Annotated in this window: 22 protein-coding genes; 5 read left to right on the top strand and 17 right to left on the bottom strand. The window is 43.9% G+C overall.

Annotated elements, in window-relative coordinates; translation table 11 throughout:
- Positions 1–276: 276 nt before the first annotated feature.
- Complete coding sequence (locus RG608_RS02380; protein WP_308946503.1) at positions 277–1224, top strand: alpha/beta hydrolase; 948 nt, start codon at positions 277–279, stop codon at positions 1222–1224.
- 97 nt (positions 1225–1321) lie between these two features.
- On the opposite strand, the gene RG608_RS02375 is transcribed toward RG608_RS02380, so the two are convergent.
- The 9 genes from RG608_RS02375 to RG608_RS02335 all read right to left on the bottom strand — a co-directional run bounded on the left by RG608_RS02375 (position 1322) and on the right by RG608_RS02335 (position 11545).
- A complete protein-coding gene (locus RG608_RS02375; protein ID WP_308946502.1) occupies positions 1322–2761 on the bottom strand; it encodes a 6-phospho-beta-glucosidase in 1440 nt (479 codons plus the stop codon).
- 262 nt (positions 2762–3023) lie between these two features.
- Positions 3024–3284 carry a SemiSWEET family transporter gene (locus RG608_RS02370; protein ID WP_308946501.1) on the bottom strand — a complete coding sequence of 87 codons (261 nt, stop codon included), beginning with the start codon at positions 3282–3284 and terminating at the stop codon, positions 3024–3026.
- 208 nt (positions 3285–3492) lie between these two features.
- Entirely contained in the window at positions 3493–5067 is a 1575-nt protein-coding gene (locus RG608_RS02365; RefSeq protein WP_125332610.1) for an ABC transporter ATP-binding protein, read from the bottom strand.
- 58 nt (positions 5068–5125) lie between these two features.
- Entirely contained in the window at positions 5126–5386 is a 261-nt protein-coding gene (locus tag RG608_RS02360; protein ID WP_308946500.1) for a hypothetical protein, read from the bottom strand.
- Positions 5387–5795: 409 nt separating this feature from the next.
- The gene (locus RG608_RS02355) at positions 5796–6143 is read right to left on the bottom strand and encodes a VOC family protein (protein WP_308946499.1); all 348 of its coding nucleotides are present in this window, start codon (positions 6141–6143) and stop codon (positions 5796–5798) included.
- 154 nt (positions 6144–6297) lie between these two features.
- Positions 6298–8073 (bottom strand): pyruvate oxidase, encoded by a 1776-nt coding sequence (gene spxB, locus RG608_RS02350; RefSeq protein WP_002918127.1) that lies wholly within the window; start codon positions 8071–8073, stop codon positions 6298–6300.
- 310 nt (positions 8074–8383) lie between these two features.
- A complete protein-coding gene (locus RG608_RS02345) occupies positions 8384–9016 on the bottom strand; it encodes an SGNH/GDSL hydrolase family protein (protein ID WP_308946498.1) in 633 nt (210 codons plus the stop codon).
- Positions 9016–9873: a Cof-type HAD-IIB family hydrolase gene (locus RG608_RS02340; protein ID WP_308946497.1), complete on the bottom strand. Its 858-nt coding sequence runs from the start codon at positions 9871–9873 to the stop codon at positions 9016–9018. The genes RG608_RS02345 and RG608_RS02340 overlap by 1 nt, the downstream gene beginning before the upstream one ends.
- Positions 9851–11545 (bottom strand): hypothetical protein, encoded by a 1695-nt coding sequence (locus RG608_RS02335; protein WP_308946496.1) that lies wholly within the window; start codon positions 11543–11545, stop codon positions 9851–9853. The genes RG608_RS02340 and RG608_RS02335 overlap by 23 nt, the downstream gene beginning before the upstream one ends.
- 180 nt (positions 11546–11725) lie before the next feature.
- Here RG608_RS02335 and RG608_RS02330 point away from each other — a divergent pair, with 180 nt between their 5' ends.
- From RG608_RS02330 to RG608_RS02320, 3 genes are all read left to right on the top strand, one after another.
- Complete coding sequence (locus RG608_RS02330; protein WP_002896558.1) at positions 11726–12367, top strand: GntR family transcriptional regulator; 642 nt, start codon at positions 11726–11728, stop codon at positions 12365–12367.
- 248 nt (positions 12368–12615) lie between these two features.
- A complete protein-coding gene (locus RG608_RS02325) occupies positions 12616–13806 on the top strand; it encodes a glycine betaine/L-proline ABC transporter ATP-binding protein (protein ID WP_176799445.1) in 1191 nt (396 codons plus the stop codon).
- Positions 13807–13820: 14 nt separating this feature from the next.
- Positions 13821–15545 (top strand): ABC transporter permease/substrate binding protein, encoded by a 1725-nt coding sequence (locus tag RG608_RS02320; RefSeq protein ID WP_268686950.1) that lies wholly within the window; start codon positions 13821–13823, stop codon positions 15543–15545.
- Positions 15546–15621: 76 nt separating this feature from the next.
- Here the strand turns inward: RG608_RS02320 and RG608_RS02315 are convergent, their stop codons facing one another.
- Positions 15622–17067: a glycoside hydrolase family 1 protein gene (locus RG608_RS02315; protein ID WP_308946495.1), complete on the bottom strand. Its 1446-nt coding sequence runs from the start codon at positions 17065–17067 to the stop codon at positions 15622–15624.
- A gap of 104 nt (positions 17068–17171) precedes the next feature.
- Between RG608_RS02315 and RG608_RS02310 the strand changes: the two genes are divergently transcribed.
- Positions 17172–18044: an AraC family transcriptional regulator gene (locus RG608_RS02310; protein WP_002932053.1), complete on the top strand. Its 873-nt coding sequence runs from the start codon at positions 17172–17174 to the stop codon at positions 18042–18044.
- A gap of 150 nt (positions 18045–18194) precedes the next feature.
- Here RG608_RS02310 and RG608_RS02305 read toward each other — a convergent pair whose 3' ends face one another.
- The 7 genes from RG608_RS02305 to msrB form a co-directional block, all read right to left on the bottom strand.
- On the bottom strand, positions 18195–18395 hold the full coding sequence (locus RG608_RS02305; protein ID WP_308946494.1) for a RhtB family transporter: 201 nt from the start codon (positions 18393–18395) through the stop codon (positions 18195–18197).
- A 174-nt stretch (positions 18396–18569) separates the two neighbouring features.
- Entirely contained in the window at positions 18570–19952 is a 1383-nt protein-coding gene (locus RG608_RS02300; RefSeq protein ID WP_268686952.1) for a CapA family protein, read from the bottom strand.
- A gap of 215 nt (positions 19953–20167) precedes the next feature.
- Complete coding sequence (locus tag RG608_RS02295; RefSeq protein ID WP_268686953.1) at positions 20168–21439, bottom strand: TRZ/ATZ family protein; 1272 nt, start codon at positions 21437–21439, stop codon at positions 20168–20170.
- Between the two features lie 137 nt (positions 21440–21576).
- On the bottom strand, positions 21577–22269 hold the full coding sequence (locus RG608_RS02290; RefSeq protein WP_268686954.1) for a methionine ABC transporter permease: 693 nt from the start codon (positions 22267–22269) through the stop codon (positions 21577–21579).
- Positions 22269–23336 (bottom strand): methionine ABC transporter ATP-binding protein, encoded by a 1068-nt coding sequence (locus RG608_RS02285; protein WP_308946493.1) that lies wholly within the window; start codon positions 23334–23336, stop codon positions 22269–22271. Before RG608_RS02285 ends, RG608_RS02290 begins: the two co-directional genes overlap by 1 nt.
- Before the next feature lie 248 nt (positions 23337–23584).
- Positions 23585–24460 carry a MetQ/NlpA family ABC transporter substrate-binding protein gene (locus RG608_RS02280; RefSeq protein ID WP_308946505.1) on the bottom strand — a complete coding sequence of 292 codons (876 nt, stop codon included), beginning with the start codon at positions 24458–24460 and terminating at the stop codon, positions 23585–23587.
- A 154-nt stretch (positions 24461–24614) separates the two neighbouring features.
- Positions 24615–25550, bottom strand: a complete 936-nt coding sequence (msrB, locus tag RG608_RS02275; protein ID WP_268686957.1) for a peptide-methionine (R)-S-oxide reductase MsrB — start codon at positions 25548–25550, stop codon at positions 24615–24617.
- Positions 25551–25749: the final 199 nt, after the last annotated feature.

Raw genomic sequence — 25749 nt, 5'->3', positions numbered from 1 at the left:
AGTGGTAGGGGAGCTGTTTCGCTCTAAGGGCTTTGGAGCTGTTTCTATGCGAGAGATTGCAGGGAGCAAGCATTAACTGGTGCTTCTATGGCGGGGTTGGGTTGCATTCTTCTTATTAGTTACAGTAAATTGCCAATCAGTATGACAGCTCTTTTATCACTTTACCTGATTAAACTTCTATTCGCTTTTAGTGTAAATCACTATACGACCGCTTGGAGTAAAGATTATCAATAAAAGTATGCGAGTCTAAAATATGATGAACAGAAAGGAATCTCTATGTTGAAAAGAATCTTTATATTTATCCTTAAAACAATCACTTGGCTGGTAGGACTCTTAGCTCTGGCCTTATTGGCTATCTTTCTCTATCACCGCTTTCAAATAGCTCAGGAAAGCAAACTCATTGAGAAGCCGATTGGTCAGCTAGTCGAGGTAGAGGGTAAGAAGCTTAATGTCTACACTGCCGGAAAGGGCAAGAAGACCTTGGTTTTTCTAGCAGGTCTAGGCACCAATGCTCCGGTGCTGGATTTCAAGGCTCTTTATTCCAAGCTAGAGGAGGATTATCGCATCGTCGTGGTAGAACGTCTAGGCTATGGTTACAGCGATGATGGGAACGATGACCGCTCATTGGATAGACAAGTGGAGCAGACACGTAAGGCCCTCAAAGCTGCTAAGATATCCGGTCCTTATGTTTTGGTTCCGCATTCGATTGCCGGTTTAGAAACGATTCACTGGGCCAATCATTACCCAGAAGAAGTAGAAGCTATTATCGGGCTGGATATGACCATGCCTCATACAGAGGTGGCCGACCAGCAGAAATTTTATGGTTCTTATCAGACTATCCAGCTGGGGAGAATGCTAGGCTTAGCTCGCCTACCGATTTTCTTTGATGAAAATAGCAGCCCAGCCATAAAGTCTGGGGCCCTCAATGATCAGGAAAAAGCTATCTTTAAAGCCTTGTTCCACCAGCGGTCAATCACTCAGGCGGTCATGAACGAAGTCAAGAATCGGAAGAAAAATGTTGAAACGATTAACAAAGAACCCGTGCCGCAGATTCCGACTCTTATCTTTGCGGCTGTCCAGAAAGGCGGAGAAGCTCCCAAGCTAGAGGAAGAGTTTGTTGCGCAAAATGCCCAAGCCAAACTTGTGACATTAGAAGGCTCCCACTATATCCATGACGAAAAGCCAGAGGAAATCGCCCAGCAAATAAAGGAATTCTTGAAATAATAAATCTTGAAAAGTATTTAAATTTCAGTTAGACTAAAGTTCCTATTAAAAATACATCCTTAAACAAGGCTGAGATATTCATATCTCAGCCTTGTTTCTATTTCACAGATGCTCCGTTAGTCGCGATGACTTCCTTGTACCAGTCAAAGGATTTCTTCTTGGAGCGCTTGAGTGTTCCCTTGCCTTCATTGTCCCGATCCACATAGATAAAGCCGTAGCGCTTCTTCATCTCGCCAGTGCCGGCTGATACCAGGTCGATACAGCCCCAGGTCGTGTAGCCCCACAGCACTACACCGTCCTCATTGATGGCTTCCCGCATGGCCTTGACATGGGCCGCCAGGTAGTCAATCCTGTAATCATCAGCAACATAGCCATTTTCATCCGGACTATCCACTGCACCCAGACCATTCTCCACGATAAACATGGGCTTTTGATAGCGATCCCAGATGGTATTAAGCGTAATGCGCAAGCCCAGAGGATCAATCTGCCAGCCCCACTCAGAGCTTTCCAGATGAGGATTCTTGAGAGAAGCGAAGATATTGCCCTCCGTCAGCTCATTGACCTTAGGATCGCCCGAAGCTACCCGGCTAGAGTAGTAAGAGAAGGAAATGAAGTCCACCGTATGCTCCTTGAGAAGCCGCAGGTCTTCTTCTGTCATTTCAACAGTGATGCCCTCACGCTCCCAAGCTTTCTTGGCATAGTTGGGATATTCGCCACGCGCCTGCACGTCGATGAAGAAATAGTTTTTCCTATCTTCCTCCATACCAGCCCATACATCGCGTGGATGACAGGTGTTAGGATAATTTTGGCCCGCTGCCAGCATACAGCCAACCTTATTTTCCGGGTCAATCTCATGAGCCAGCTTAGTAGCAATGGCTGACGCGACCAGCTCATGATGAGCCGCTTGGTATTTGACCTGCTCTTCATTTTCACCTTCTTCAAAGCAGAGCCCCGCCCCCATAAATGGTGCATGGAGAATCATGTTAATCTCATTAAAGGTCAGCCAGTACCTGACCAAGCCCTTGTAGCGGGTAAAGAGAGTGCGGCAGAGACGCTCGTAAAATTCCAGCATCTTACGGCTGCGCCAACCGCCATATTGCTCAATCAAGTGCATGGGACAGTCAAAGTGAGTAATGGTCACCAAGGGCTCAATGCCGTACTTGTGGCATTCCTTAAAAAGGTCTTCGTAAAATTTCAGGCCAGCTTCATTGGGCTCCAACTCATCTCCTTTCGGGAAAATCCGGCTCCAAGCAATGGACAGACGATAGGTCTTAAAGCCCATCTCGCCAAAGAGGGCAATGTCCTCCTTAAAGCGATGGTACATATCAATAGCTTCCTTGGCTGGGTAGAAATAGCCTTCCTCAAAGTCAAACATCTTTTTCTTACCCGTGATGATGGCCAAACGGTCCTCACCAATCGGCACCACATCTACGTTGGCCAGCCCGCGACCATCCGCATCATAAGCGCCCTCGCACTGGTTGGCAGCTGTCGCTCCGCCCCACAAGAAACCATCAGGAAAAGTCAGTTTTTCAGTCATATCTCTACTCACTTTCTTATTTTGATTGTTCATTTACTTATATTATACCGCAATCTCAAGACCTTTACTTGTGAAATACTGCGAAATAGTGATACTATTCTAGTTTTTACCAACTTATTTTCACTCTGATTCTTTCTCCAGCTCTTTAAAATAAACTCATCTTTTCTCCAATGAGCCCAGACATCAAACAAGATTTTTCTGCAAACTGAGAAAAAGAAAAAAAGAAGACTGAAAAAAACAGTCTCCTCCTATTCCTTTTATTTTAAATCAAGGCAGTAATTGCAGTTACTAGCCCAAAAATGATCCCTGGTGCATTTGCTGCTGCAAGCGGAATATCTCTTTCTTGCTTGAAAAGGCCGTAGTAGACCCAGAGGCTACAGTTAATAGCCGCAACAAGTGGTTGAATGAAGTTTCCTTTTTGCCCAGCTAGATTATTCATGATTTGTGGAAAATAAGACACATACATCATCACGGACATAAAGGTTGCAACCCAACCTAGTATTCTCATTTGATTTTCAGTCATTTCCAAAACCTCTTTCATTTTTGCTGTATCTTATTCTATAATCTTCTTTCTTATCACAATCTTGTGATAAGAAAGAAGAGTGAGGTTAGAAAAAGTATATATAATCAGAAAAACGCATATTACTATGCATTGAAAAATCTTGATACTGGGTGTTTTATTGCTGAAATATTTACTTTATTTTCTGATAAAACTGACTTTTAAGCCAGATTCAATATTTTCCTAAATCTACAACTTGTTGATATCTACTTTCATCATCAATATGATGGGCAATTTCTAACATCATAACAGGAAGAGAAAATAGTAGTTCATGTACCATGAGGGCGTTTTCTTTATCTAGGGTTGCGGTCACTTCATCAGCCAATAACAGATTTTTTCTACGAAGAAGAAAACGTGCCAATTCAATCCTTACTCTTTGTCCCCCAGAAATATTCTCCCCGTTATTTTTGATAATAAAATCCATCCCACCCGTCAATTCAAAATCTAGTTTGACTTGTTTCAAAACAGCAAGCAACTCTTCCTCAGAAAATTCTTGTCCTAAGGTCAAATTATAACGCACTGTATCATTAAAGAGAAATGGATGTTGACTAATAATTCCTATACTGGATACAAAACTTGATGTACATTCATTAACAGTTGTAACGCCGATAATTTCTCCCTCATCTGCTATTTCTTCTCCAGTAATGAGTCGAAACAAGGTTGACTTACCACAACCACTCGGTCCTTTGATTAAAACTTTCTGACCTGCTTGAACATCCAAATTTAGATGAGTAAAAAGTTGTCTGTCACCATAGGATTTACTTAAATTTTTAATGTGTAGAGCATTCAATTCTTGCGCATCTTTTTTATCTATCTGTTTTACATCTCCAATTTCTAATACTCCAAAAATCTTATCTGCTGTCGTTTTTGCCCCTTGTATATCTACAGCATCATACATAATAGTCTGAATAGGGCTCACTAGCTGACCTGCTGCGATGTACATGGCAACAAGACTTGCCACTGACACTTTCTGCCCAGCCATAGCAAAGTAAAAACCTAAAACAAGTGGTAAAACTTGGCTTAAAAAGACCATGAAACCGTTGCAAAAGAAAATTATATTATGGGTAAAGCAAAATTTTTGAATGGCTAGTTGATAATGTCGATTAATCTTCCAAAATCTGTTCTGATTTTCAGAAATTGCTTGGTTCATGAGTAGAGTATGTGCTCCTCGGATACTATCAGATACTTGATTATGCACTTCTACTCTGCCTTGAGCCATGTCATCACCAGTATGTTTGAGTCTTTTACTCATCAAGAACTGAGGAATAGGACGTAAAATAGTGAAAAAGACAAAAATACTACCTAGTAACAAATTTTGCGAAATAATATAGATCGCTGTTAGTATTGCTACAAAACTCCAGCAAATGATATTGACGTATTTTTCTAAGTAATTATCCCCCAAATACTCCATATCTTGTGTGAGCATGGTGATTTTTTCATCTTCGTTAAAATCTTTTTTTATCATCAGCTTGTCAAATAAATCTGCCCTCATATTCATTTGAATTTCACGTCGAAAAACATTATGTGTATGATTACAAAAGAGCATTAAGCTATACAAGACGAAGTATACTGTAAAGCCAAAAATAGCAAACTGTATGATTTTAGAATAAGTCAGTTCTCCTTGATTTAAGGACAAGGCTTGTGATACGACTAAGGGTTGAGCAAGAGCTAAACCTCCATTTGCCAGTGCACCGATGATAGTATAAAACTTCGTTTTCTTATCCAGATAGTGAAATATTTTATTCATAATGCCCTCCTAGAAAAAGAGAGAGGCTAGCACTCCTCTCCATTTTTATTATATAAACTTAACAAATATTAAGAATTGTAAACTCTAGTATCTCATTATTCCTATCTTCTATCTGTTTTAAATATTTGTTTACCTCATTTTCTTCAAGTAAATATTTATTCTCTTCCAAATAGGCAATATATTCACTTTCCGTTGTTTTATTTTCTTGTATATTCTTCTTCAATTCATTAGTAATCAAAAATGAATGATTATTTTTGGTATTAAAATATACACTACCATCTTCAGTATCATACCTTAAGACATATCGTGATAATTTCATATTACCACCTCTTTATTCTTTGATTTCTTTAAATACATTGTATACCTATTAAAATGATAATTCAAGCAAAAGTCAGAAAATTAGAAAAGGTCTACATTTTAATAATTTTCAATCAAGTACAAACTAATTTCAAATCTCCTTATCTACTACTATACATGCCTTACTATCACATTTCTGTTCGTAGAGACACAATCTCGCTATTCCTTCCTCTGACGATTCTTATGTCCAGCGCCATACTTAAAACGGTCTATCACGAGACTGTTTTAATCCGTTACCTCACGATAGTCAAGCTCAGAAGTCACTATTAGGTTTACCTAAAAAAGACCGGGTTTCTCCGATCTTTCAATTGTTCATATTCTCACATTCTGTTTTAAGAATGATTAAGGTCAACTTCAAATGACTAATCGTCCTATTTCATTCGATAAAAATCAATGACTAGACCAGCAGGTCCTCTAACTAATAAGGACTCTGTTCCCCAATCAGTTACAGCTGGGCCATGTAAAATCTCGGCACCAAGCTCTTTCAACCGTTTGTAGTTCTGCTCTACATCCTCAATCTCGATGTGAAGAATGATGCCTGACTGAAAATTTTCCAAAGGAATCAAATGATTCTCTGACAACATGAGACAGTGACTGCCAATCGTGAACTGAGCAAAACTGTCGTCAACATAGTCTGACTTTTTATCCAAAATACGTTCCAAGTCAGCACAGACTTGGGGAACATTTGAAACGATAATATCTAATTGATTTAAATTCATTGACTATTCTCCAGAAAAAGACCAGATTGCTCCGATCTTTTCAAGTTCCGCTCTAAGAAAATCAAGTTATAAACAAGACATCGAAGCGCAGGCAGTACTGCTATGCAGCAAGATGAAGATGACACAGTTTAAATTTGATTTTCAGCGAGAGGAATTATTTAATTGCGCGTGATTGCAACCCTTCTTCTTCCAAGAAGAGGCGGAATGGTACGAGTTCTTCTGCTTCGTATTTTTCCTTGAAGGCTTTGATGGCTTCTTCTGAGTGAAGTTTCGGATCAAGTTCAAGAACTTCTACTGGAAGCGGACGGTGTTGCGTGATGCGGGCATCGATGACAACTGTCTTGCCTTCTTTGTTGAGCTTCACAGCTTCTGCAACGACTGCGTCGATGTCTTCGATACGGTCTACCGTAAATCCAACAGCGCCTTGAGCTTCAGCGATTTTCGCGTAATCAGCGTTTGTGAAGTCTACACCAAACAAGTGTTTGTTTGTGTCTTCGTATTTGTTCTTGATAAAGCCGTACTCAGCATTTGAGAAGACAAGGTTGATAACTGGAAGGTCATATTGAACGTTTGTAATGACGTCTGGGTAGCACATGTTGAATGCTCCGTCACCCATGATATTCCATACTTGGCGATCTGGATTGTCTTTCTTAGCAGCGATACCACCAGGAAGGGCGATCCCCATTGTCGCAAAGAGTGGAGATGTACGCCACATGTTCTTAGGAGTCATGTGAAGGTGACGAGTAGATGTTTGAGTTGTGTTACCTACGTCAATAGAGTAGATAGCGTCTTGATCAGCATATTTGTTAACTGCATTGTAAACTTGGTACAATTGTAATTCACCCTCAGTTTTACCTTCGAGTTTGTTCATGTAATCACGCCAGTTTTGGTTGTTCTTCACATTAGCACGCCACCATGGAGTAGATTCTACTGGATTTACTTTGTCAAGGATTGCTTTCGCTGCTTGACCTGCATCACCAAGGATAGAAGCATCAAGGGCATGACGTTTACCAAGTTTGTATGGGTCGATGTCAACTTGGATGAATTTTTCAGTGTTCTTGAAAGCTTCGTAAACTTCAGCAAATGGGAAGTTTGAACCAAGGAAAAGAACTGTGTCTGCTTCGAAGACAACTTCGTTAGCTGGTTTCCAACCAACACGGTAAGCAGAACCAGTCAAACCTTCATAGTTCCATTCAAACGCTTCAAAGTTTTTACCAGTTGTGATGATTGGTGCTTTGATTTTTCGTGACAATTCCGTAATCACTTCACCAGCTTTAACACCACCGTAACCAGCGTAGATAACTGGACGTTCAGCATTGTTCAAGATTTCAACAGCTTTGTCGATTTCAACTTCGTTCAAAGCAGGAGCGATGAATGAACGCTCGTATGAACCTGAACCGTAGTATGAGTTTTCGTCGATTTCTTGGAAACCGAAGTTTACTGGGATTTCAACAACAGCTGGACCTTTTTTAGAAACTGCAGCACGGCAAGCTTCGTCAATAACTTTTGGCAATTGCTCAGCATAAGCGACACGTTTGTTGTAAACAGCGATACCGTTGTACATTGGGTTTTGGTTGAGCTCTTGGAAGGCATCCATGTTGAGTTCATTGACTGGACGTGATCCAAGGATAGCAAGGAATGGAGTGTTGTCCATAGCTGCATCGTAAACACCGTTAATCAAGTGAGTCGCACCTGGACCACCTGAACCAACTGCAACCCCGATTGAGCCGCCGAATTTAGCTTGCATGACCGCTGCAAGAGCACCAGTTTCTTCGTGGCGAACTTGCAAGAAGCGGATATCTTTGTCTTCAGCCAAAGCATCCATGAGTGAGCTGAGTGTTCCTGATGGGATACCGTAGATGGTGTCTACGCCCCATGTCTTCAATACGTTGAGCATTGCTGCAGATGCAGTAATTTTTCCTTGAGTCATAATAACTCCCTTTCAATAAAATAAATTTTCAGTTGTTGAAAACATTTCCATTTGTGAATGAAAACGCTTCAAGAAACTTTACTCTATCAATTTATCATGTTTTTTCGCTCTTGTATAAGAATATGCTCATAGATGATATAGAACTATTACATAACACAAAGCCCTAAATTTTTTCACAAAGTCCAATGTGTTTTATAATAATTTTCATAATCCCTTTGAAATCAAGCATCATTCACAGAAAACTTTTGTAAGTTTAAGAAAATAAAAAAGCTCTGTTCTGGCAAAACAGAGCTGTATTCTTACTAAGAAACTACAAATATTCCTGCAAAATCTTGGACAGGGCTCCATAGCCAGAAATGGTCAGATGGAGGCCGTCAGTTGTATAATCTGGGCACAACTGGCCTTCCTCGTTCAGAAAAGCATCGTAGAGCTCGATAAATTGGACATTCATGTAGGCGTTAGCCAGCTGGCGATAGGCTTGATTGAGAGCCTGAATCTTTTCATTACTGCGGACATAGACCGTGCTCTTGTAGGCTGGAGCTTCATTGACCGGCAGGACCGACAGCAAACGGATCTGAGCCAGAGGATAATCACGAGAAATCTCCTGAATAATGGCTTCCAAATTGGCCAACGTTTCTGTCTGAAGCATCTCCTTGCCAATGTCGTTGGTACCTATCAGAATAAAGACCTTATCCAAAGCCTGCCCAAAGAGATGGGCATCCAAATGCTCTAAAAGTAAATCGGTTTTATAGCCCCGAATACCGCGGTTGACCAGTCTTTTATCCGTCTGTAAGAGTTCCTGGAGCGGATAGTATTCCACAATAGAGTCTCCGATAAAGATGATGTCTGGCTCCTTGACAGAGAGTTGATTGAGCTCTCTGTAGTTTTGCTGCAATTTTGCCTGCTCCTTGAGAAGCCATTCTTCTAGTAATTGTACTGCCATTATCCTTTTTCCTCTTCTAAGTATTGCTCAAGCACCTGTAGAACACCGGCATCTGTATTGGCTGGTGCTAGGTAATCTGCCACCCCTTTGACTCGCTCATCGCCATTCTCCATGGCATAAGAAATACCTGCTATTTCCAGCATTTCGATATCATTTTCACTATCCCCAAAAGCCATGATTTCCGAGCTTTGAATCTGCCACTTAGCCATCAGCTGCTGCAAGCCCCAAGCCTTGTGCATCCCATCTTGGAGGATGTCAATGGCTCCGTAACCACTAGCAACAGCGCTCAATCGGCCAGCAAAATGCTGATTAATCAAACGAGCATGCTCTGCTACTGCAGCCTCTTCTACCATCATACTCATTTTCAAGACCTTGTCAAAGGGATAATCCTGAAGGCTTGGCACAAAGTTCATCCGCTTGTGGAAAAGCTGGGCCATTTCCTTAGTCATAACCTTTTCAATCAAGGGAAACTCTGTCCCCTCCTGAACAAAGCCGCCTCTTTCAGAGGTCACAACAAGCTGATGCTCCCTTTCATGACCGGAAAAATAAGCCAGCGCATCCCTTATCAATCCGGCTTCCCAGAAGCTGCTCATACATAGCTGGTTCTTTTCAAAAATCCGCGCTCCGTTGGCGACTACCAAAGTCATTCGTTCTACCAAATCTCCCAATAGCAGACGCATCCGTGGAATTTCATTACCAGTAGCCACCACAAAGCGAATGTTTCTCTTATCTAGCTCATCTAAAATAGTAGTCAGACGCGGCAAATCCAGCTGTCCCTGTCCGTCCAGCAAGGTTCCATCCATGTCTGTCGCTATCATCTTTATAGTCATCTTTTTATCCATTTCTATTTTTATCATCCAATTTGGATTGCCCCTTTTCCAGCAAACTCCAGTTACCACTGGCTTCGTAGGCGTTGATTATCTCCCTAGCTGTATCCGTAATCTCTTCTGGATAGTTCAGGCTCTCTAGTGTATTAACCGCATTCTTGGTCAAAGCGCTGCCTTGCTTAATCTTATAGTCAAAGACAATCTCTCCTGCTATATATTGACTGTCAAAGTGATATTGAGCATTGAGCTGACCAGAGGCTGCTACCAACTCCACATCATGACTCGAAATCATGTAAAGACAGGGCTTCTGAGCTAGCCAATCAATGATTGCCAGCCCTGCACCTATCCGCTCAACAGTATTGGTTCCCTTAAAAAGCTCATCGATGAAAAAGTAGTGCAAGCCCTCTTCTTCCAAGGAATCTATCATGCGCTCAATAGCCCTGCTCTCAGCGATAAAGTAACTATCCCCAGAGCCGATGTCATCGGTCACATCCATTGAGCTCAAGACATGACCATGCTGCAAGGTCATCTTCTCTGCGCAGGCAAAGCCTAAGCCCTGAGCCAAGATAGCATTGATAGCTGCTATTCTCAGGTAAGTCGATTTTCCAGAAGCATTATCACCACTAATCATCATATTCTTAGAAAAGTCCAAATCATTGCTGACAGGTCGCTCTAAGAGTGGGTGATAGAGACCCTTGCCCTTCATTCCAGATGAGCTTGTAAAACTAGGTTTCGCATAAATTGGCAGGCTTTCCTTGTAGTTAAGTACAGCAATCGCTGCCTCTAAGCGACCTAGAATCTCCAGCACTTGCCTAGCCTGTTGATTGGCCTTGACCAGACGATTGGAGATATAGGCCTGAGCCAACTGAGGTATCAGCAAGACGGAGTTGAGATAAAGATAGAAAATCTCCAGCTCAGAGGCACCCGACTGGGGCCGAAAGACTTCTCCAAAAAGCTTTATTCGGCTAAAAGAAGCCAACGCTTCTTTCAGGGCAGCTTGCTGGGGCAAGGGCAGGCGGGCAATCTTTTTACCAATATAGAAGATCCGTACCAGATAGCTCATGCTGTCCAACTTCATCTCGAGCGACCAGCGTGTGGCCATGGAGTAAACAATATTAAAGGCCATGCTGATGATGGGAACTATGTATCCCAGACTTGGATTGATAAAATAGAGGAAAGGAGAAAGTAGCGGAATCGAAGCCAAAAACAGGTAAAAACTTCCCCTGTGATTAGCTTGCGCTGGTTTATAGATCAGTTTCTTGGCTTGATTGTGATTTTTCTTGCCAATCTCAGAAAAAAGTAGCTGCAGCTGACTGCGCACCTCTGCATGCTGGGCCAAATAGGACTGCAAATCATCAAAGTCCTGATCTGCCTCGAAATGTAGCAGGCGAAGTTTGCTGTAAAGGTACTCTGAACCTAGACTGGATTGGGCTGCTGTATCAATATCCTGAAAAATATCAAAAAAGTCCAAATCTCCCCAAGTCTGGTCGTCCACCAGACTATCATAGGTTCCAGCTTCTTCGTCTAGCAAAAAAGACTCATATAGACTGGATTCACTGTCTGGCCGGCAATCCACCCGCTCACGACTTCCCCAAGCAGCAGCTAAACGCTTCTTAAAGCGAAGCTTTCTCCGAATAGCAGAGGCTATGACAAGCACTAGTACCGCCAAAAAGCCCAGTAATACCAAGATAAATTGTGACATAAATGTCCTCACCCCTTCCAGAAAACCTCTGACTTTTAGACATATTATACTACTTAAAAAAGTAAAAAGAAAGGCAAGAAGAAGCCGTTAGGACGGTCGATTTTACAAAGGGCACTTTTCAATCCTCCAGTTTTATATTATAATCATAGCTATATTCCTGTCGTAAAATTGGAGGTCCTCATGAGCAAAAAAGAAGTCGCATTCCCACGCTACCAGCAGATAGCTGTCGCTATTGCCGAGCGAATCGTTGACGGCAAATATCCCATCGGCAGCAAGATCTATGCCCGCTCTACCCTAGCCAGCAACTTCAATGTCTCCCCTGAGACAGCCCGCAAGGCTATCAATGTGCTGGTAGATCTGGAAATCATGGAAGTCCGCCATGGCAGTGGAGCCTTCATTTCCTCCAAGGAAAAAGCTCAGCAGTTTCTCGAAACCTATAAAGATGTCAACTCTCTGCAGGACCTCAAAAGCAAGCTCCACCAGAGCATCCAGCGCCAAGAGGAAGAATTTGCCAACTTTTCCCAGTTGCTTAATCAGCTTCTCAGCCGAACTAAGGATGTCCAGCAGCGCTTTCCTTTCAATCCCTATGAGCTCCAGCTCTCAGCAGACGCCATCAACCTAGGAAAATCTATCAATGAGCTCAATATCTGGCACTCGACTGGCGCTACCATTGTCGCAGTCCAGCAGGGCGACCAACTCCTAATCTCGCCTGGTCCTTATACCAAGCTGGAAGCCGGCAATACCATCTACTTTGTTGGCAACGAATTATCAGTCGGTTTGATGCATAATTTATTTTTTAATGAAATTGAAACAAACAAGTGAAACAGCGCTTGTTTTTTCTTTGTCTAAAAAACAGAATAGACAGGAAAATCCGCTGTCTGACAAGGTTTTTGCGGCTTTCAAAAATATTCCAGAAAATCACTCTCCCTTTTTTATAATAGCCGAAAAAGGCCGGCCTGACAGTCTTTTGGGTTTGACAAAGTGACCACACGATGTTATACTGTGATGGTCTTTTAAGTGACAACTTATCAAAATAAACATGTAGTCACTTGTGCAAAAGGAGAAATACGTTGAATAAACTAGAAGTAAAACATTTGACTAAAATTTTCGGCAAAAGGCAAAAGCAGGCACTAGAAATGGTCCAGCAAGCCAAAAGCAAAACGGAAATTTTAGAAAAAACCGGTGCTACTGTCGGAGTTTACGATGTAAACTTTGAGGTTCAGACCGGAGAAATTTTTGTCATCATGGGACTGTCCGGTAGTGGGAAGTCTACTCTTATCCGCCTGCTCAACCGATTGATTGACCCGACATCAGGCGACATTTACATCGACGGCCAAGATGTGGCTAAGATGAACGAAGAGGAGCTGCGTGAGGTTCGGCGCCACAAGCTCAACATGGTCTTCCAGAACTTCGGACTCTTCCCGCATCGGACTATTCTAGAAAATACTGAGTTCGGCTTGGAAGTCCGAGGTGTTGATAAAGAGGAGCGCACGCGCCTAGCTGAACAAGCTCTGGACAATGCCGGTCTCCTGTCCTTCAAGGATCAATACCCTGATCAGCTCTCTGGTGGAATGCAGCAGCGGGTCGGCCTAGCTCGAGCTTTGGCCAACAATCCTGACATTCTGCTCATGGACGAGGCCTTCTCAGCTCTAGACCCTCTCATCCGACGCGAAATGCAGGATGAACTGCTGGATCTGCAGGCAGAGCATGAGCGTACCATTATCTTTATCACCCACGATCTCAATGAGGCCCTGCGTATCGGTGACCGCATTGCCATCATGGCTGACGGTCAGATTATGCAGATTGGAACTGGTGAGGAAATCCTGACCAATCCAGCCAATGACTTCGTTCGAGAGTTCGTTGAGGATGTGGACCGCTCCAAGGTCCTGACTGCCCAGAATATCATGACAACGCCACTGACCACCAACATTGACATCGACGGACCAACCGTGGCTCTCAATCGCATGAAAAAAGAAGAGGTCAGTATGCTGCTGGCTGTGGATAGGAAGCGCCACCTCAAGGGCAGTCTGACTGCCGAAGCCGCCCGCGATGCCCGCAAGCAGCATCAAGCACTGGCTGAAGTCATTGATAAGAATGTCCGCAAGGTCACTCAGGAAACCCTGATTACTGATATTTTCCCGCTGATTTACGATTCACCAGCGCCTTTGGCCGTTGTAGATGATAAGGACAAATTAGTCGGCGTTATTATCAAAGGTCGAGTCATCGAAGCCTTGGCCAATACTACTGAATCTGAAGAATAAGGGAGGTTCGCATTTTGAATATTTTACAACAGCCAATCCCCGTTTCTCAATGGGTTGAGGCCTTTACTAACTGGGTAACTGATACCTTCTCCGGACTTTTCTCAGTCCTTCAGGCTATCGGAAATGCCATCATGAATGGAATGACAGACACCCTGCTCTTCATTCCGCCCCTGCTCTTTATCGCAGTCATCACTATCTTTACCTATTTGATTTCCAAGCGTAAGCTGGGGCTGCCCCTGCTCACCTTCCTAGGCCTGCTCTTTGTTTACAACCAAGGCCTCTGGGAAAATCTCATGAACACTGTGACCTTGGTCATCGTCTCCAGTGCCATTTCCATTATCATCGGTATTCCACTGGGAATTTGGATGGCTAAGAGCAATCGTGTCGAAGCTGTCATCAAGCCCTTGCTGGACTTTATGCAAACCATGCCGGCCTTTGTATACCTGATACCAGCCGTTGCCTTCTTCGGTATTGGTATGGTGCCTGGGATCTTTGCCTCTGTCATCTTTGCCCTGCCACCAACTGTCCGCTTTACCAATCTAGCCATTCGTCAGATTCCAACCGAGCTGATTGAAGCGTCAGACTCCTTCGGGGGCACTGGCAAGCAGAAGCTCTTCAAAGTCGAGCTGCCTCTGGCTAAAAATACCATCCTAGCTGGGGTTAATCAGACCATCATGCTAGCTCTGTCCATGGTCGTTACTGCCTCTATGATTGGAGCACCAGGACTGGGCCGTGGCGTCCTCTCTGCCCTGCAGCATGCCGACATCGGTTCGGGCTTTGTCAATGGGGTATCTCTGGTTATCCTGGCCATTATCATTGACCGCCTGACCCAGAAGCTCAATCAGCCTCTGGCTAAAAAAACACCGGTCACTGCCAAGGAAAAACGCAACAAGATTATGCTCTGGTCTGCTCTGGCTGCTGTTATCCTGACAGCCTTTGTCGGAAATCAAATGACCAAGCTTCAGCAAAGCAAAAAAGAAAAGGTCAATCTTGCCTATGTTGAATGGGACTCCGAAGTTGCCTCAACCAATGTCGTAGCGGAAGCTCTCAAGGAAATGGGCTACGATGTCACCATCACACCGCTGGACAATGCCGTTATGTGGAAGTCCGTTGCTAATGGCGAAGCCGATGCCATGGTTTCTGCCTGGTTGCCGACCACCCACGCTGCTCTCTATGAGGAGTACAAGGACAAGCTAGTGGACTTGGGGCCAAACCTTGAGGGCGTTAAGACAGGGCTAGTCGTACCAAGCTATATGGATGCTGACTCTATCGAAGACCTGTCAGACCAAGCCAAGAAAACCATCACAGGTATTGAGCCCGGCGCTGGTATCATGACCGCGACTGAGAAGACTATGAAAGAATACAGCAATCTCAGTGGCTGGAATCTTTCTTCTTCCTCAACAGGAGCCATGACCACTGCTCTGGATCAGGCTATCAAGAATAAAGAAGATATCATCGTAACCGGCTGGTCACCTCACTGGATGTTCTCCAAATACGACCTCAAATACCTCAAGGATCCTAAGGGAACCATGGGCGGCAAGGAAGCTATCCACACTATTACTCGAAAAAATCTAGACAAGGACTTACCAGAAGTCAACAAGGTCCTAGACAACTTCAACTGGACTCAAAAGGACATGGAAGAAGTCATGCTTAAGATTAACGAAGGCAGCTCACCAGAAGCTGCAGCCAAAGAGTGGATCAAAAACCACCAAAAAGAAGTCGAAAGCTGGAAGAAATAAAAGCATAGAAAAAAGGGATGAATCAAAAGATTCATCCTTTATTTTATAAGGAGCCATTCTATTTTGTTTAAGTCATTCAATCCTGATAGAGACTGTCTCCATTTGTCGCGATGACTTCTCTGTACCAATCAAAAGATTTTTTCTTATAACGGGCTAGAGTTCCGCTACCGTCATCGTTGCGGTCAACGTAGATAAAGCCGTAGCGCTTGCTGAGTTCTGCCGTGCTGGCTGAGACCAGGTCAATACAGCCCCAAGTTGTGTAACCTAGCAGTTCTACGCCATCTTCCAGCGCTTCTCCTACCTGCTGCAAATGCTGTTTGAGATAATCAATGCGGTAGTCATCTGCAACCGTTGGGCCAGTTGAACCATCCACCAAGGCATCCTTGGCTCCGAGACCATTTTCCACGATGAAGAGAGGCAGCTGATAGCGGTCATAAAAGCTATTTAACACCAAGCGCAGGCCAACTGGGTCAATCTGCCAGCCCCATTCCGAGCTAGCTAGATGAGGATTCATGATACCACCTAAAAGATTGCCTCGGCCGGAAGAATAATTTTCCGGATCATGAGCCGCAACCACACTCATATAGTAGGAGAAGGAAATGAAGTCCACAGTATTTTCAGCCAAAAGCTCTTTGTCACCTGGCGCAAACTGAATCTCGATCCCATTCTCCTTGAAGAAACGATTGATATAGGCAGGGTATTTCCCACGCGCATGGATATCAGAGAAGAGGTAGTTTTGATTTCCAAATTCCCGTGCTGCCAGCACATCTTCTGGCTTAGGCGTCATAGGATAGGCCGGCATAGCTAGGACCATACAGCCAATCTTAAAATCAGGATTAATCTCATGACCGATTTTCGTTGCCAAGGCAGAAGACACCAGCTCATGATGGACTGCTTGATAGAGGTCCTGCTTGGATAGTTCTTCAGCTGGCGTGGCAATGCCTCCGCTCATAAAAGGCGCATGGAGGACAGAGTTGATTTCATTAAAGGTCAGCCAATACTTGACCTTATCCTTGTAGCGGGTAAAAACCGTGCGGACATAGCGCTCGTAGAAGCCAATCAAATCGCGGTTGGCCCAGCCATTGTATTGACGCGCCAAATGCAGGGGCGTTTCATAGTGAGACAGGGTAATCAGAGGCTCAATGCCATATTTGGCCAGCTCATCAAAAAGATCGTCATAGAATTGCAGGCCAGCTTCATTGGGTTCCAGCTCGTCTCCGTTTGGGAAAATCCGAGACCAGGCAATGGAAGTCCGGTAGACCTTGAAGCCCATCTCTGCAAAGAGGGCAATGTCCTCCTTATAACGATGATAGAAATCAATCCCTTCCAGCTTGAGATTATCTGGTGTCGGCCCCTCGGTAATCAAAGGATTGCGGTCACCTGGCTTGGCTGGCACTCCACCTTTTGGAGTCACATCCTGAACAGACAGGCCTTTTCCATCCAGATTATAGGCGCCTTCATACTGGTTGGCTGCAGTTGCACCGCCCCAGAGGAAATTCTGCGGAAATTTACCCATTTGCATTTTCTCGCTTTCGTTTTTTTATATTTATATTATAATAGTTGTCAAACATATTTTCTAACACAATTATCTTAATAAATTGTACTATTCCATGAAAGAGTGTCCCCATGATTGATTTAGGCCAACTACATAAAAATACCGTTTTTAAAAACCAAGGAACCCCTTATTCTCTGACCCGCACCATCACTGAGAATGGTCATCCAGATATTCTTTTCCACTGGCATACCGATGTTGAAATGATTTATGTCCACGAAGGAAAAGCACAATTTCATATTGACGACGACTACTTTAACAGCGAAAAAGGTGATATTATCCTGATCCGCCCCAATGCCTTGCACTCCATCCACCCCATCAACGACGAGCGCCATTATATGGACGCCATTAATTTTCATCTGGATCTGATGGGCTACTCTGCCATGGATCAGGCCAGCATCAACTATCTGCAGCCCCTCTACAATGGTCAGCTGGACTTGACTCATGTTATCAAGCCCAATGATACAGCCTATGCGGAGATTCGCCAGTGCCTCTTAGCAGCTATGGAAACAGGCTATTTCCGCAAATCTCACTACGAGTTTCAGCTCAAAGCCCAACTCAACCAACTCTTCTACCTGCTCTTTGAGAACGGCTATGTCATTTCCAAAGACCTGTCACCCGAAGGCTACCGCAAGGAAGAAAAAATTCGCTCCATCATTGACTACATCAATGCCCACTACCAAGAAGACCTAAATATTGACCAACTGGCTGGCATCTGTGGCTACAGCTCCACTCATTTCATGAACTTCTTCAAGAAGCATCTGGGCGTTTCCTGCATTGAGTACCTGATCCAATTCCGCTTGCGAAAAGCAGCCGAACTCCTGCAGCACTCCAATCTCTCTGTACTGGAAATCTCCAGCCAAGCAGGTTTTAATAACCTGTCCAACTTCAACCGCCAGTTTAAAAAATACTACCAAATGACACCCAGCCAGTATCGGAAGAAATGAAGCTCTAAATAGAAAATAAAAAACGAATACCTACTAAGCTAAGTGAACTTTGAGGTATTCGTTTTTTATGCTGATGTCAAAGAAAGGCAGAAATAATAGTATGTTTTTACATATAAGTCAGCTAAGACCTAAGTCTTTCGATTGTTCTCCTTACGACCTCATCGTTTTTATACTAGCAAGTTCAGCAGAAGATTGAAGAGCCCCAGCCAAAAGATAGCTAGCAACAAATTGCGTCCCTGCTTTTCCTTGAAGAGATTTCTTCTCAGAAACAGGCAGAAAATCAACAAGACCAGGGAGCACACTAGCAACAAAAACAAGATAAACATAGGTATAAGATACAAAAGCAACCACAAACCAAAATACATTTCATTTTCTTTCCAATAACATAATAGACGAGCTCGAAAGCGGTCAGTTTCATTCATTAACAGTTCTATAATCCTTTTTAATTATAACAAAATCTTAAATTTCAAAACAGCAAAAACCAGATTGGTAAATCCAATCTGGCTAAAATCATATTCAAGCAATTTATTGCCCCGGCCAATTCAGTCCAACATGAGAATTCATTTCCTGATAGGCGGTATCAATCCGTGCTCTGGTTTCTTGATCCAGTTTGTCTCGATACTTGCCACCTTCGACAAAGTCGTCCAAAATCCAGGTCTGATAAGTGTATAAAGGTAGACCGTCTGCCGAAGTAGTGCCTTTTTCCACTCGGCTGACCCAGCTCGGATGAGCCTGGGCACTTTTTATCTGTGTGCCCTTTGGTGTCTTTTCAATGGTAACATCCATCAGCACTCCGCGCTCGGTCCAATGAGCATTTTCAATTCCCTCCATGGTTTCAATACGCTGATTGGAAATGAAATTCCCCATAGAATACATGATCAGCTTCTTCTGGCCGTCTTTCTCTAAAATCTCTGCCGGCTGAACCACATGCGGATGCCCTCCAAAGACGATATCTGCTCCCCAGTCAACCATTTTATGGTAGAGGGTCATCTGCTCCTCTGTCGGCTCCAGCTGGTACTCTATCCCCATCTGAGGCATGACGACTGTAATATCTGCTTCCTTTTCTGCCCGCTCAATCTCGGCTCGCATCTTTTCTTCATCCAGATCGGACAGTCGATTGTCATAGTCTTCCTGACTGAGAAGCCCCTCCATGCCATTGTAGCCATAAGAGTAGGCTAGCAGTGCAATCCTAATGCCTTTTACTTCCTTTATCAAGAGCGGTGCCTGACTGCGGCTTTCATGCGGATAAACACCGACGGGAGTGATTCCCTCTTTTTCAAAAGCCTGAGCTGTAGTGAAAACTCCCTCCAAGCCAGAGTCTAAAATGTGATTATGAGCCAGATCCATCACCTGATAGCCAGCATCCTTGATTGCTGGAACTACGGCTTCTGGAGCATTAAAGAGCGGATAGCCATTCAAGGGATAGTCCGGCCGAATCGTGCCTTCAAAGTCCCCTAAGACCAAATCTCCCTGCCGAAGCCATTCCTTAGCATAGTGGAAATTCTCAGAAAAATCATAAGTGCCATCTTCTTTCTGAGCGCTCAGATAAAGGCCATCGTGATAAAGCAAATCCCCAGTTGCCATGATGCGAACCGTCTGATTCTGAGAGGAATCTGACTGCTGCTCTTTCTTACTAGGAGACAGAAAGGTAAAATCCTGCAAATGTTCTGACAAGAGGATTAAGCTGGCTGACAGCCCTACTACGGTCAAAAGCACTCCGACAAACTGGCGATTGCTAAGCTGTTTTTGAAAGATTTTGGGACGAGGAAATGGAAGTTCCATAAACCAGTCCCGCCAAGCTTGGTAGGCATCTGTCAGGAGAGTATGCTCCGTAGCAAAAGCAGATATCTTCTTCCAAAGTTCCTGAAAAAAAGTCTGAATCTTCTCCCAAAGAATTTTTTTATCCATCACATCTCTCCGCTTTTTCTTACTTGATAATAGTGCATCAATATTTACTATATTGTACTATTTTTACCGTCAAAAGGAAAGCAAAGCAAAAAGCAGGAGCGGGGAGAAGCGTGCTACAATCTCCAAATTGCGGCAATCTCTCCCACTCTCCTGCTTCATTTTCTATTTTTTCAATTCTAAGAGCTGATCAACGAGCTGAAAATCGGCTTTCATTCTTACCCAAAACTTCCTAGATCTACCGTCAGCACTTGTCCATCTCGGACAACCTGTCGCCCTGCAATGTAGACGTCCTGAACATCGCTGCCTTTGACTGCGTACACTAGGTGCGATAGCATATTTTCCAAAGGATAAAGATGAAGTCGTCCCTTAGGTTGAATGACAATGAAATCGGCTTGTTTGCCCGTTTCCAGACTTCCGATTGTCTTCTCTAAGCCCAGAGCTTTGGCTCCTTCAATGGTCAAAGCTTTCAAAGCCTGCTCAATCGTAAACTGAGTCGCATCGCCTGCCCGCATCTTCTGAAGGAGGGCTGCAGTCCGACCTTCTTCAAACATATCCAGATTATTATTCGAAGCGACGGAGTCCGTCGCTAAGCCAACGGTCACCCCAGCGGCTAGTAAGTCGGTCACCGGAGCTACACCGGAAGCCAGCTTGAGGTTGCTGATAGGATTGTGGGCGATGCTGACTGGTGAAGCAGCTAAATCCGCAATCTCTGACGGATTTAGTTCAACTCCGTGAGCAAAAATGGCTGACTGCTCCAAGTAGCCCAGGCCTTTTAAGAAAGCCAGAGGCCGTTTACCATAACGCTCAAGGATGATTTTATTTTCTTCCTGTGTCTCAGCTACATGGATATGAAGCTTCAAGTCCTGCTCACGCGCTAGCTCAAGACTGCCCTTGAGCAGTTCTTCTTCACAGGCATAAGGCGAATGAGGCGCCACCATGACCTGAAAATCTTCATCATTGTAGGAGAGAATTTTCTCAATAATGGCCCGAGTACGAGCCAGAGTCTCTTCTGCCGTTTCCGCCTCTGAGCTAAAGAGTGTTGGTGAGAAATAGCAACGCATACCAGACTGCCGCACAGTCTGATAAATCCGGTCAACATCCACTCCCTGAGGATTATACATGTCGTTAAAAGTCGTTGTTCCTGACAGCATCATTTCAGCCAGAGCCAGCTGAACAGCCTGGGTCGTTAGATCCTCCGTGAATTGACTTTCTGCTGGCCAGATATAGTCCTCTAGCCATTCATGCAGATTGCTGTCATCACGAATCCCGCGCAGCAAGGTCATGGCCGAGTGAGTATGACAGTTAACCAGTCCTGGCATGAGCCAAGCACCTTCATAATCCACTGTTTCACTGCATTTCCCTAGCCAGCTTTCATCATAGGAACCGCAGTAGGCAAGACGGTCGTCCTCAACCACTAGCAGCCCGTCCCGGTAAACATGAAATGCGCTGTCACAGGTCACCAGATTGACATTTGTATAAGCTTTCATCCGCCATATCCTCACTTTCCCAACACTTGGTTTCAAGAGATTTTAGCTATTATAGCAAGCCTAATCTAATTGTGCAAGTCTTTTTATAAAATTATGGCATAAAAAAGAGCCCCAGCTGAGGCCCTAGTTGTCAATCATTATCTATGACTAATCTTCCGCGTCAGGAAATCCCCAACAAACTGAATAAAGAAGATGAGTAATAAAATGAGAATAGTCGCAAGAATGGTCACATCATGGTTGAAACGCTGATAACCATAAGTCAGAGCGACATTTCCCAGTCCACCGGCACCAATCGCTCCAGCCATAGCAGTCTCCCCAACCAGAGAGATCAGTGTAACAGTCGTCACACGAATCAAGTCCGGCAGACCTTCCCGAAGGTAAACACCGACAATGTCCCAGAAGGTTGCTCCACTAGCCTGCGCTGCTTCAATGACTCCTCGGTCTAGTTCGGATAAGACCACCTGAACCTGACGGGCAAAGAAAGGAAAGACAGCCAACGAAAGAGGCACCAAGGCCGCTGTCGGTCCAATCCCAGTTCCCACAATAATCCGAGTAAAAGGATTGATAAGGGCTAGGAGAATGATGAAAGGAATAGCTCGGAAGATTGAGGTAACTTTGTCTAGGACGAAAAAGACAAGTCTATTTTCCAAAATACCTCTCGGCCCTGTCAAGACGAGCAAGAGGCCGGCGATAAAGCCTAGAATCCCTCCGATAAAGAAAGGAATGATAGTCATATACAGGGTCAGGTAAATAGCTGTTCCCCAACCAGCCTGCCCAGACCAGCCCATTCTATAAACATTGGGCATAAATTGTTGAATCATCTGTAGCATTAGTTACTCCCTTCTTTCAGAACATGCAGCTCTACTCCTGTTTCGCGCAGACTTTCCTGCACCGCCGTCAGTTGCTTGGCCTCTCCAGATAAGATAACGACCATTTCTCCGACCGGTACATGATCTAAAATCTCAATATTGGCGTGAAGAATATTGGCAGATATTTGATACTGCTTGTAAATGTCGTTTATAATGGCTGTGTCCGTCACCACACCTGAATATTTCAGGTGGGCCAGAATGGAACTTTCCGGCAGTTTTTGCACAATCTTTTGCTGGTTGATTTTGATCATGGCCTCATTGATACCGGTTGCGGTCGTAATGAAATCTTGGGTCAGATCATTCTTGGGATTAGAGAAAATATCCAGAACTGAGCCTTCCTCAATCAGCCGACCATTCTGCATGACTGCTACCCGGTTAGCAATGTCCTTGACAATCTGCATTTCGTGGGTAATGAGGACAATAGTCAGGCCCAATTTTTGATTCAAATCCTGCAATAAAGCCAGAATCTGCTTGGTTGTCTTAGGATCCAGAGCGGATGTGGACTCGTCCGAGATTAGGATTTTGGGATCATTGGCCAAGGCCCGCGCAATAGCCACCCGCTGCTTCTGACCGCCAGACAGCTGGGCAGGATAATTGTCCGCCCGATCCGCTAAGCCTACCAAGTCTAAAAGCGTATGAACTTTCTTCTCTTTTTCAGCAGCTGATAAAGGTGAATGCTTAAGCGCAAAGGCAACATTTTCCTTGGCTGTCATCTGAGCCATGAGGTTAAAATGCTGGAAAATCATCCCAATATCCTTACGCTTTTGGCGTAGCTGAGCCGCAGTAAGCTGAACCTGATGATGATCATAGAAAACCGTATCATCCACCGTAATCTTACCGGCAGACGGCACCTGCAGCAAGTTAATGACACGGACCAGAGTAGATTTCCCGGCACCAGAATAACCTACAATTCCATAAATATCTCCCTGATTAATATGAATGGTCACATCTTCTACGGCCCTAATGTCTCGCTTTTTTTGATTAAAAACGACATCAATGTGATCCAATTTGATAATTTCTTTGCCCATAATTTCCGATTCACTCCTTGATTTGTCCAATATGAGATTTAGCCACTATAGCCTTTTAATTTGCTTTCCGCCTGTCACTTGACTAGGGAAATGTGATGCCACAAGCCGCAATCTTTACCGACCTAACCCAAAGCCAGATACTGTTCAAACTAAATGACCATAATAGCAGATAAAGGGCTGGAGAAGCTAATCTCCGCCCTTCTTAATCATTTCATTTATTCAATACAATGACCTTCTGCTGGTAAAAATTACCACACTGGCTGATCCATACCATCTGATGATTCTTCGATAACTTTTTTCACTTCATCAGTGTGGTAAGCCTTGATAATTTTTTCAATCGCGTCAGCCTTGTCTGATTTCTTCCAATCTGCTTTCGCTGCAATCAGGTTATACCATTGTTTTGAGTTTTCATTAGCTTCTTCTTTGAAGAGGGCCTTCTTGTAGTCAATGCCTGCTTCACGAACGAAGGTATTGTTAACAACGGCAGCATCTGCTGAAGTCAGAGAAGCTGGTGTTTGAGAAGCATCCAACTCAGAAATTGTCAGATTCTTCTTGTTTTCTTTGATATTGGCAACAGTTGCAAGTTCCTTACCTTTAACATCAAGCTTGATCAAGCCAGCTGATTCAAGAAGATAAAGAGCGCGACTCTCATTTGTCGCATCATTTGGAACGGCAATCGTACCATTTTCTGGGATGTCTTTCACATCTGTATATTTATTTTTGCCGTCCTTTGTACCAGAGTAGAGACGAATAGGAGCGATATAGGTATCCGCAACAGACACAAGGTCTGCTCCCTTCTCTTTGTTCCAGTTTTCAAGGAAGTTGTAATGTTGGAAAGCATTGATATCCACATCACCGTCAAGCAGAGCTTGGTTAGGCTGAGAGTAGTCGGTAAACTGCGTATACTCTAACTTAATGCCTGCATTTTCTTTGTCAAGAATCTCTTGAACCTTGTTCCAGCGCGCTTCTTCTGTATCACTCAGGCTCATTACCCCAACCTTGACGGTTACAGGTCCGTCTGCTGATTTGCTCTCCTTGCTAGAAGAGCCTCCGCAAGCTGCCAAACCCAAGGCTGCAAGGCCTACTAAGCCTACTGAAAAGATTTTTTCAAATTCATCATTGATTCTCCTTTAATGGATAAAATTCTAAATCTTCTATTTTATAAGATTACTTCTCATTTTACCATGTTCAAGGAGACTTGGCTTATATAAATAATTTATCGCCGTGATAAAAAATTTATATGACTGATTGAAACATTTGAGTTGATTTCATGCCCTTTTACTGCATGAAAGTCAGCAGATATCCATATCCTTCTGCTTCCATTTTTTCTTTTGGAATAAATTGCAGAGCAGCTGAGTTGATACAGTAACGTAGGCCTCCTGCTGCTTCTGGGCCGTCAGTAAAGACATGCCCCAGATGGGCATTGCCAGAACGGCTGCGCACTTCGATCCGCTCCATGCCATGGCTCTTGTCTTCATAATATCGCAGAACTTCTCTGGCAATAGGCCGGCTAAAGCTAGGCCAGCCGCAGCCAGATTCAAACTTGTCACCAGCAAAAAAAAGGGGCTCTCCAGTCGTCACATCTACATAAATCCCTTCTTCAAAAGTGGCATTGTAGGCATTATGGAAAGGACGTTCTGTCGCACTAAGCTGTGTTACCTGGTACTGCTCTTCTGTCAGCTGCTCTTTCAGTTCCTCATCAGTAGGCTTCTCGTACTGTCCTGGATCGACCAAGGGCTGATAGGCATCATTAACATTGATATGACAGTAGCCACCGGGATTTTTCTTGAGATAATCCTGATGATAGTCTTCTGCTAGGACATAGTGGCGCAAAGGTTCTAGCTCAACAGCAATCTTTTGTCCCAACTGCTTTTCTTGCTCAGAAAAGACCTGCTCAATGACTGTCTTATCGGCTTGATTGGTATAGTAAACGCCTGTCCGATACTGACGCCCTACATCATTTCCCTGCTTATTGACTGACAGAGGATCAATAACTCGGAAATAATAGAGCAGGATTTTCCGCAGGCTGACCCGCTCTTCATCATAAATCAGATGAACCGTCTCTGCATGATCCGTCTGGTGAATCAGCTGGTAGTTAGTTGATTCCACCTGTCCATTGGCGTAGCCCACTGTAGTCTCCTCAACACCCTTAATGCGGGAAAAGTAATCTTCCAATCCCCAGAAGCATCCGCCTGCTAAATAAATTTCTGCCATGAAAACACCTCATTTCTTTGCATCTATTTTCTCATAAAAGGAAAGGAAATTATAGCGATTTGATTAGAACTTTCTTCAGAATGATATGAGAAAGCTGGGTCTTAATGACCATCAACCCAGACTTATCCATCAATTTCAGTGTCAACATATTGTTATTTAGCAATATTTAGTCTTTGTTTATCAGTAAAATACACCATAA

The organism is Streptococcus sp. IsoGale022 (genome assembly GCF_031142805.1).
GTDB classification, from domain to species: Bacteria; Bacillota; Bacilli; order Lactobacillales; family Streptococcaceae; genus Streptococcus; species Streptococcus sanguinis_A.
This window is presented reverse-complemented; position numbering and strand designations above follow the sequence as displayed.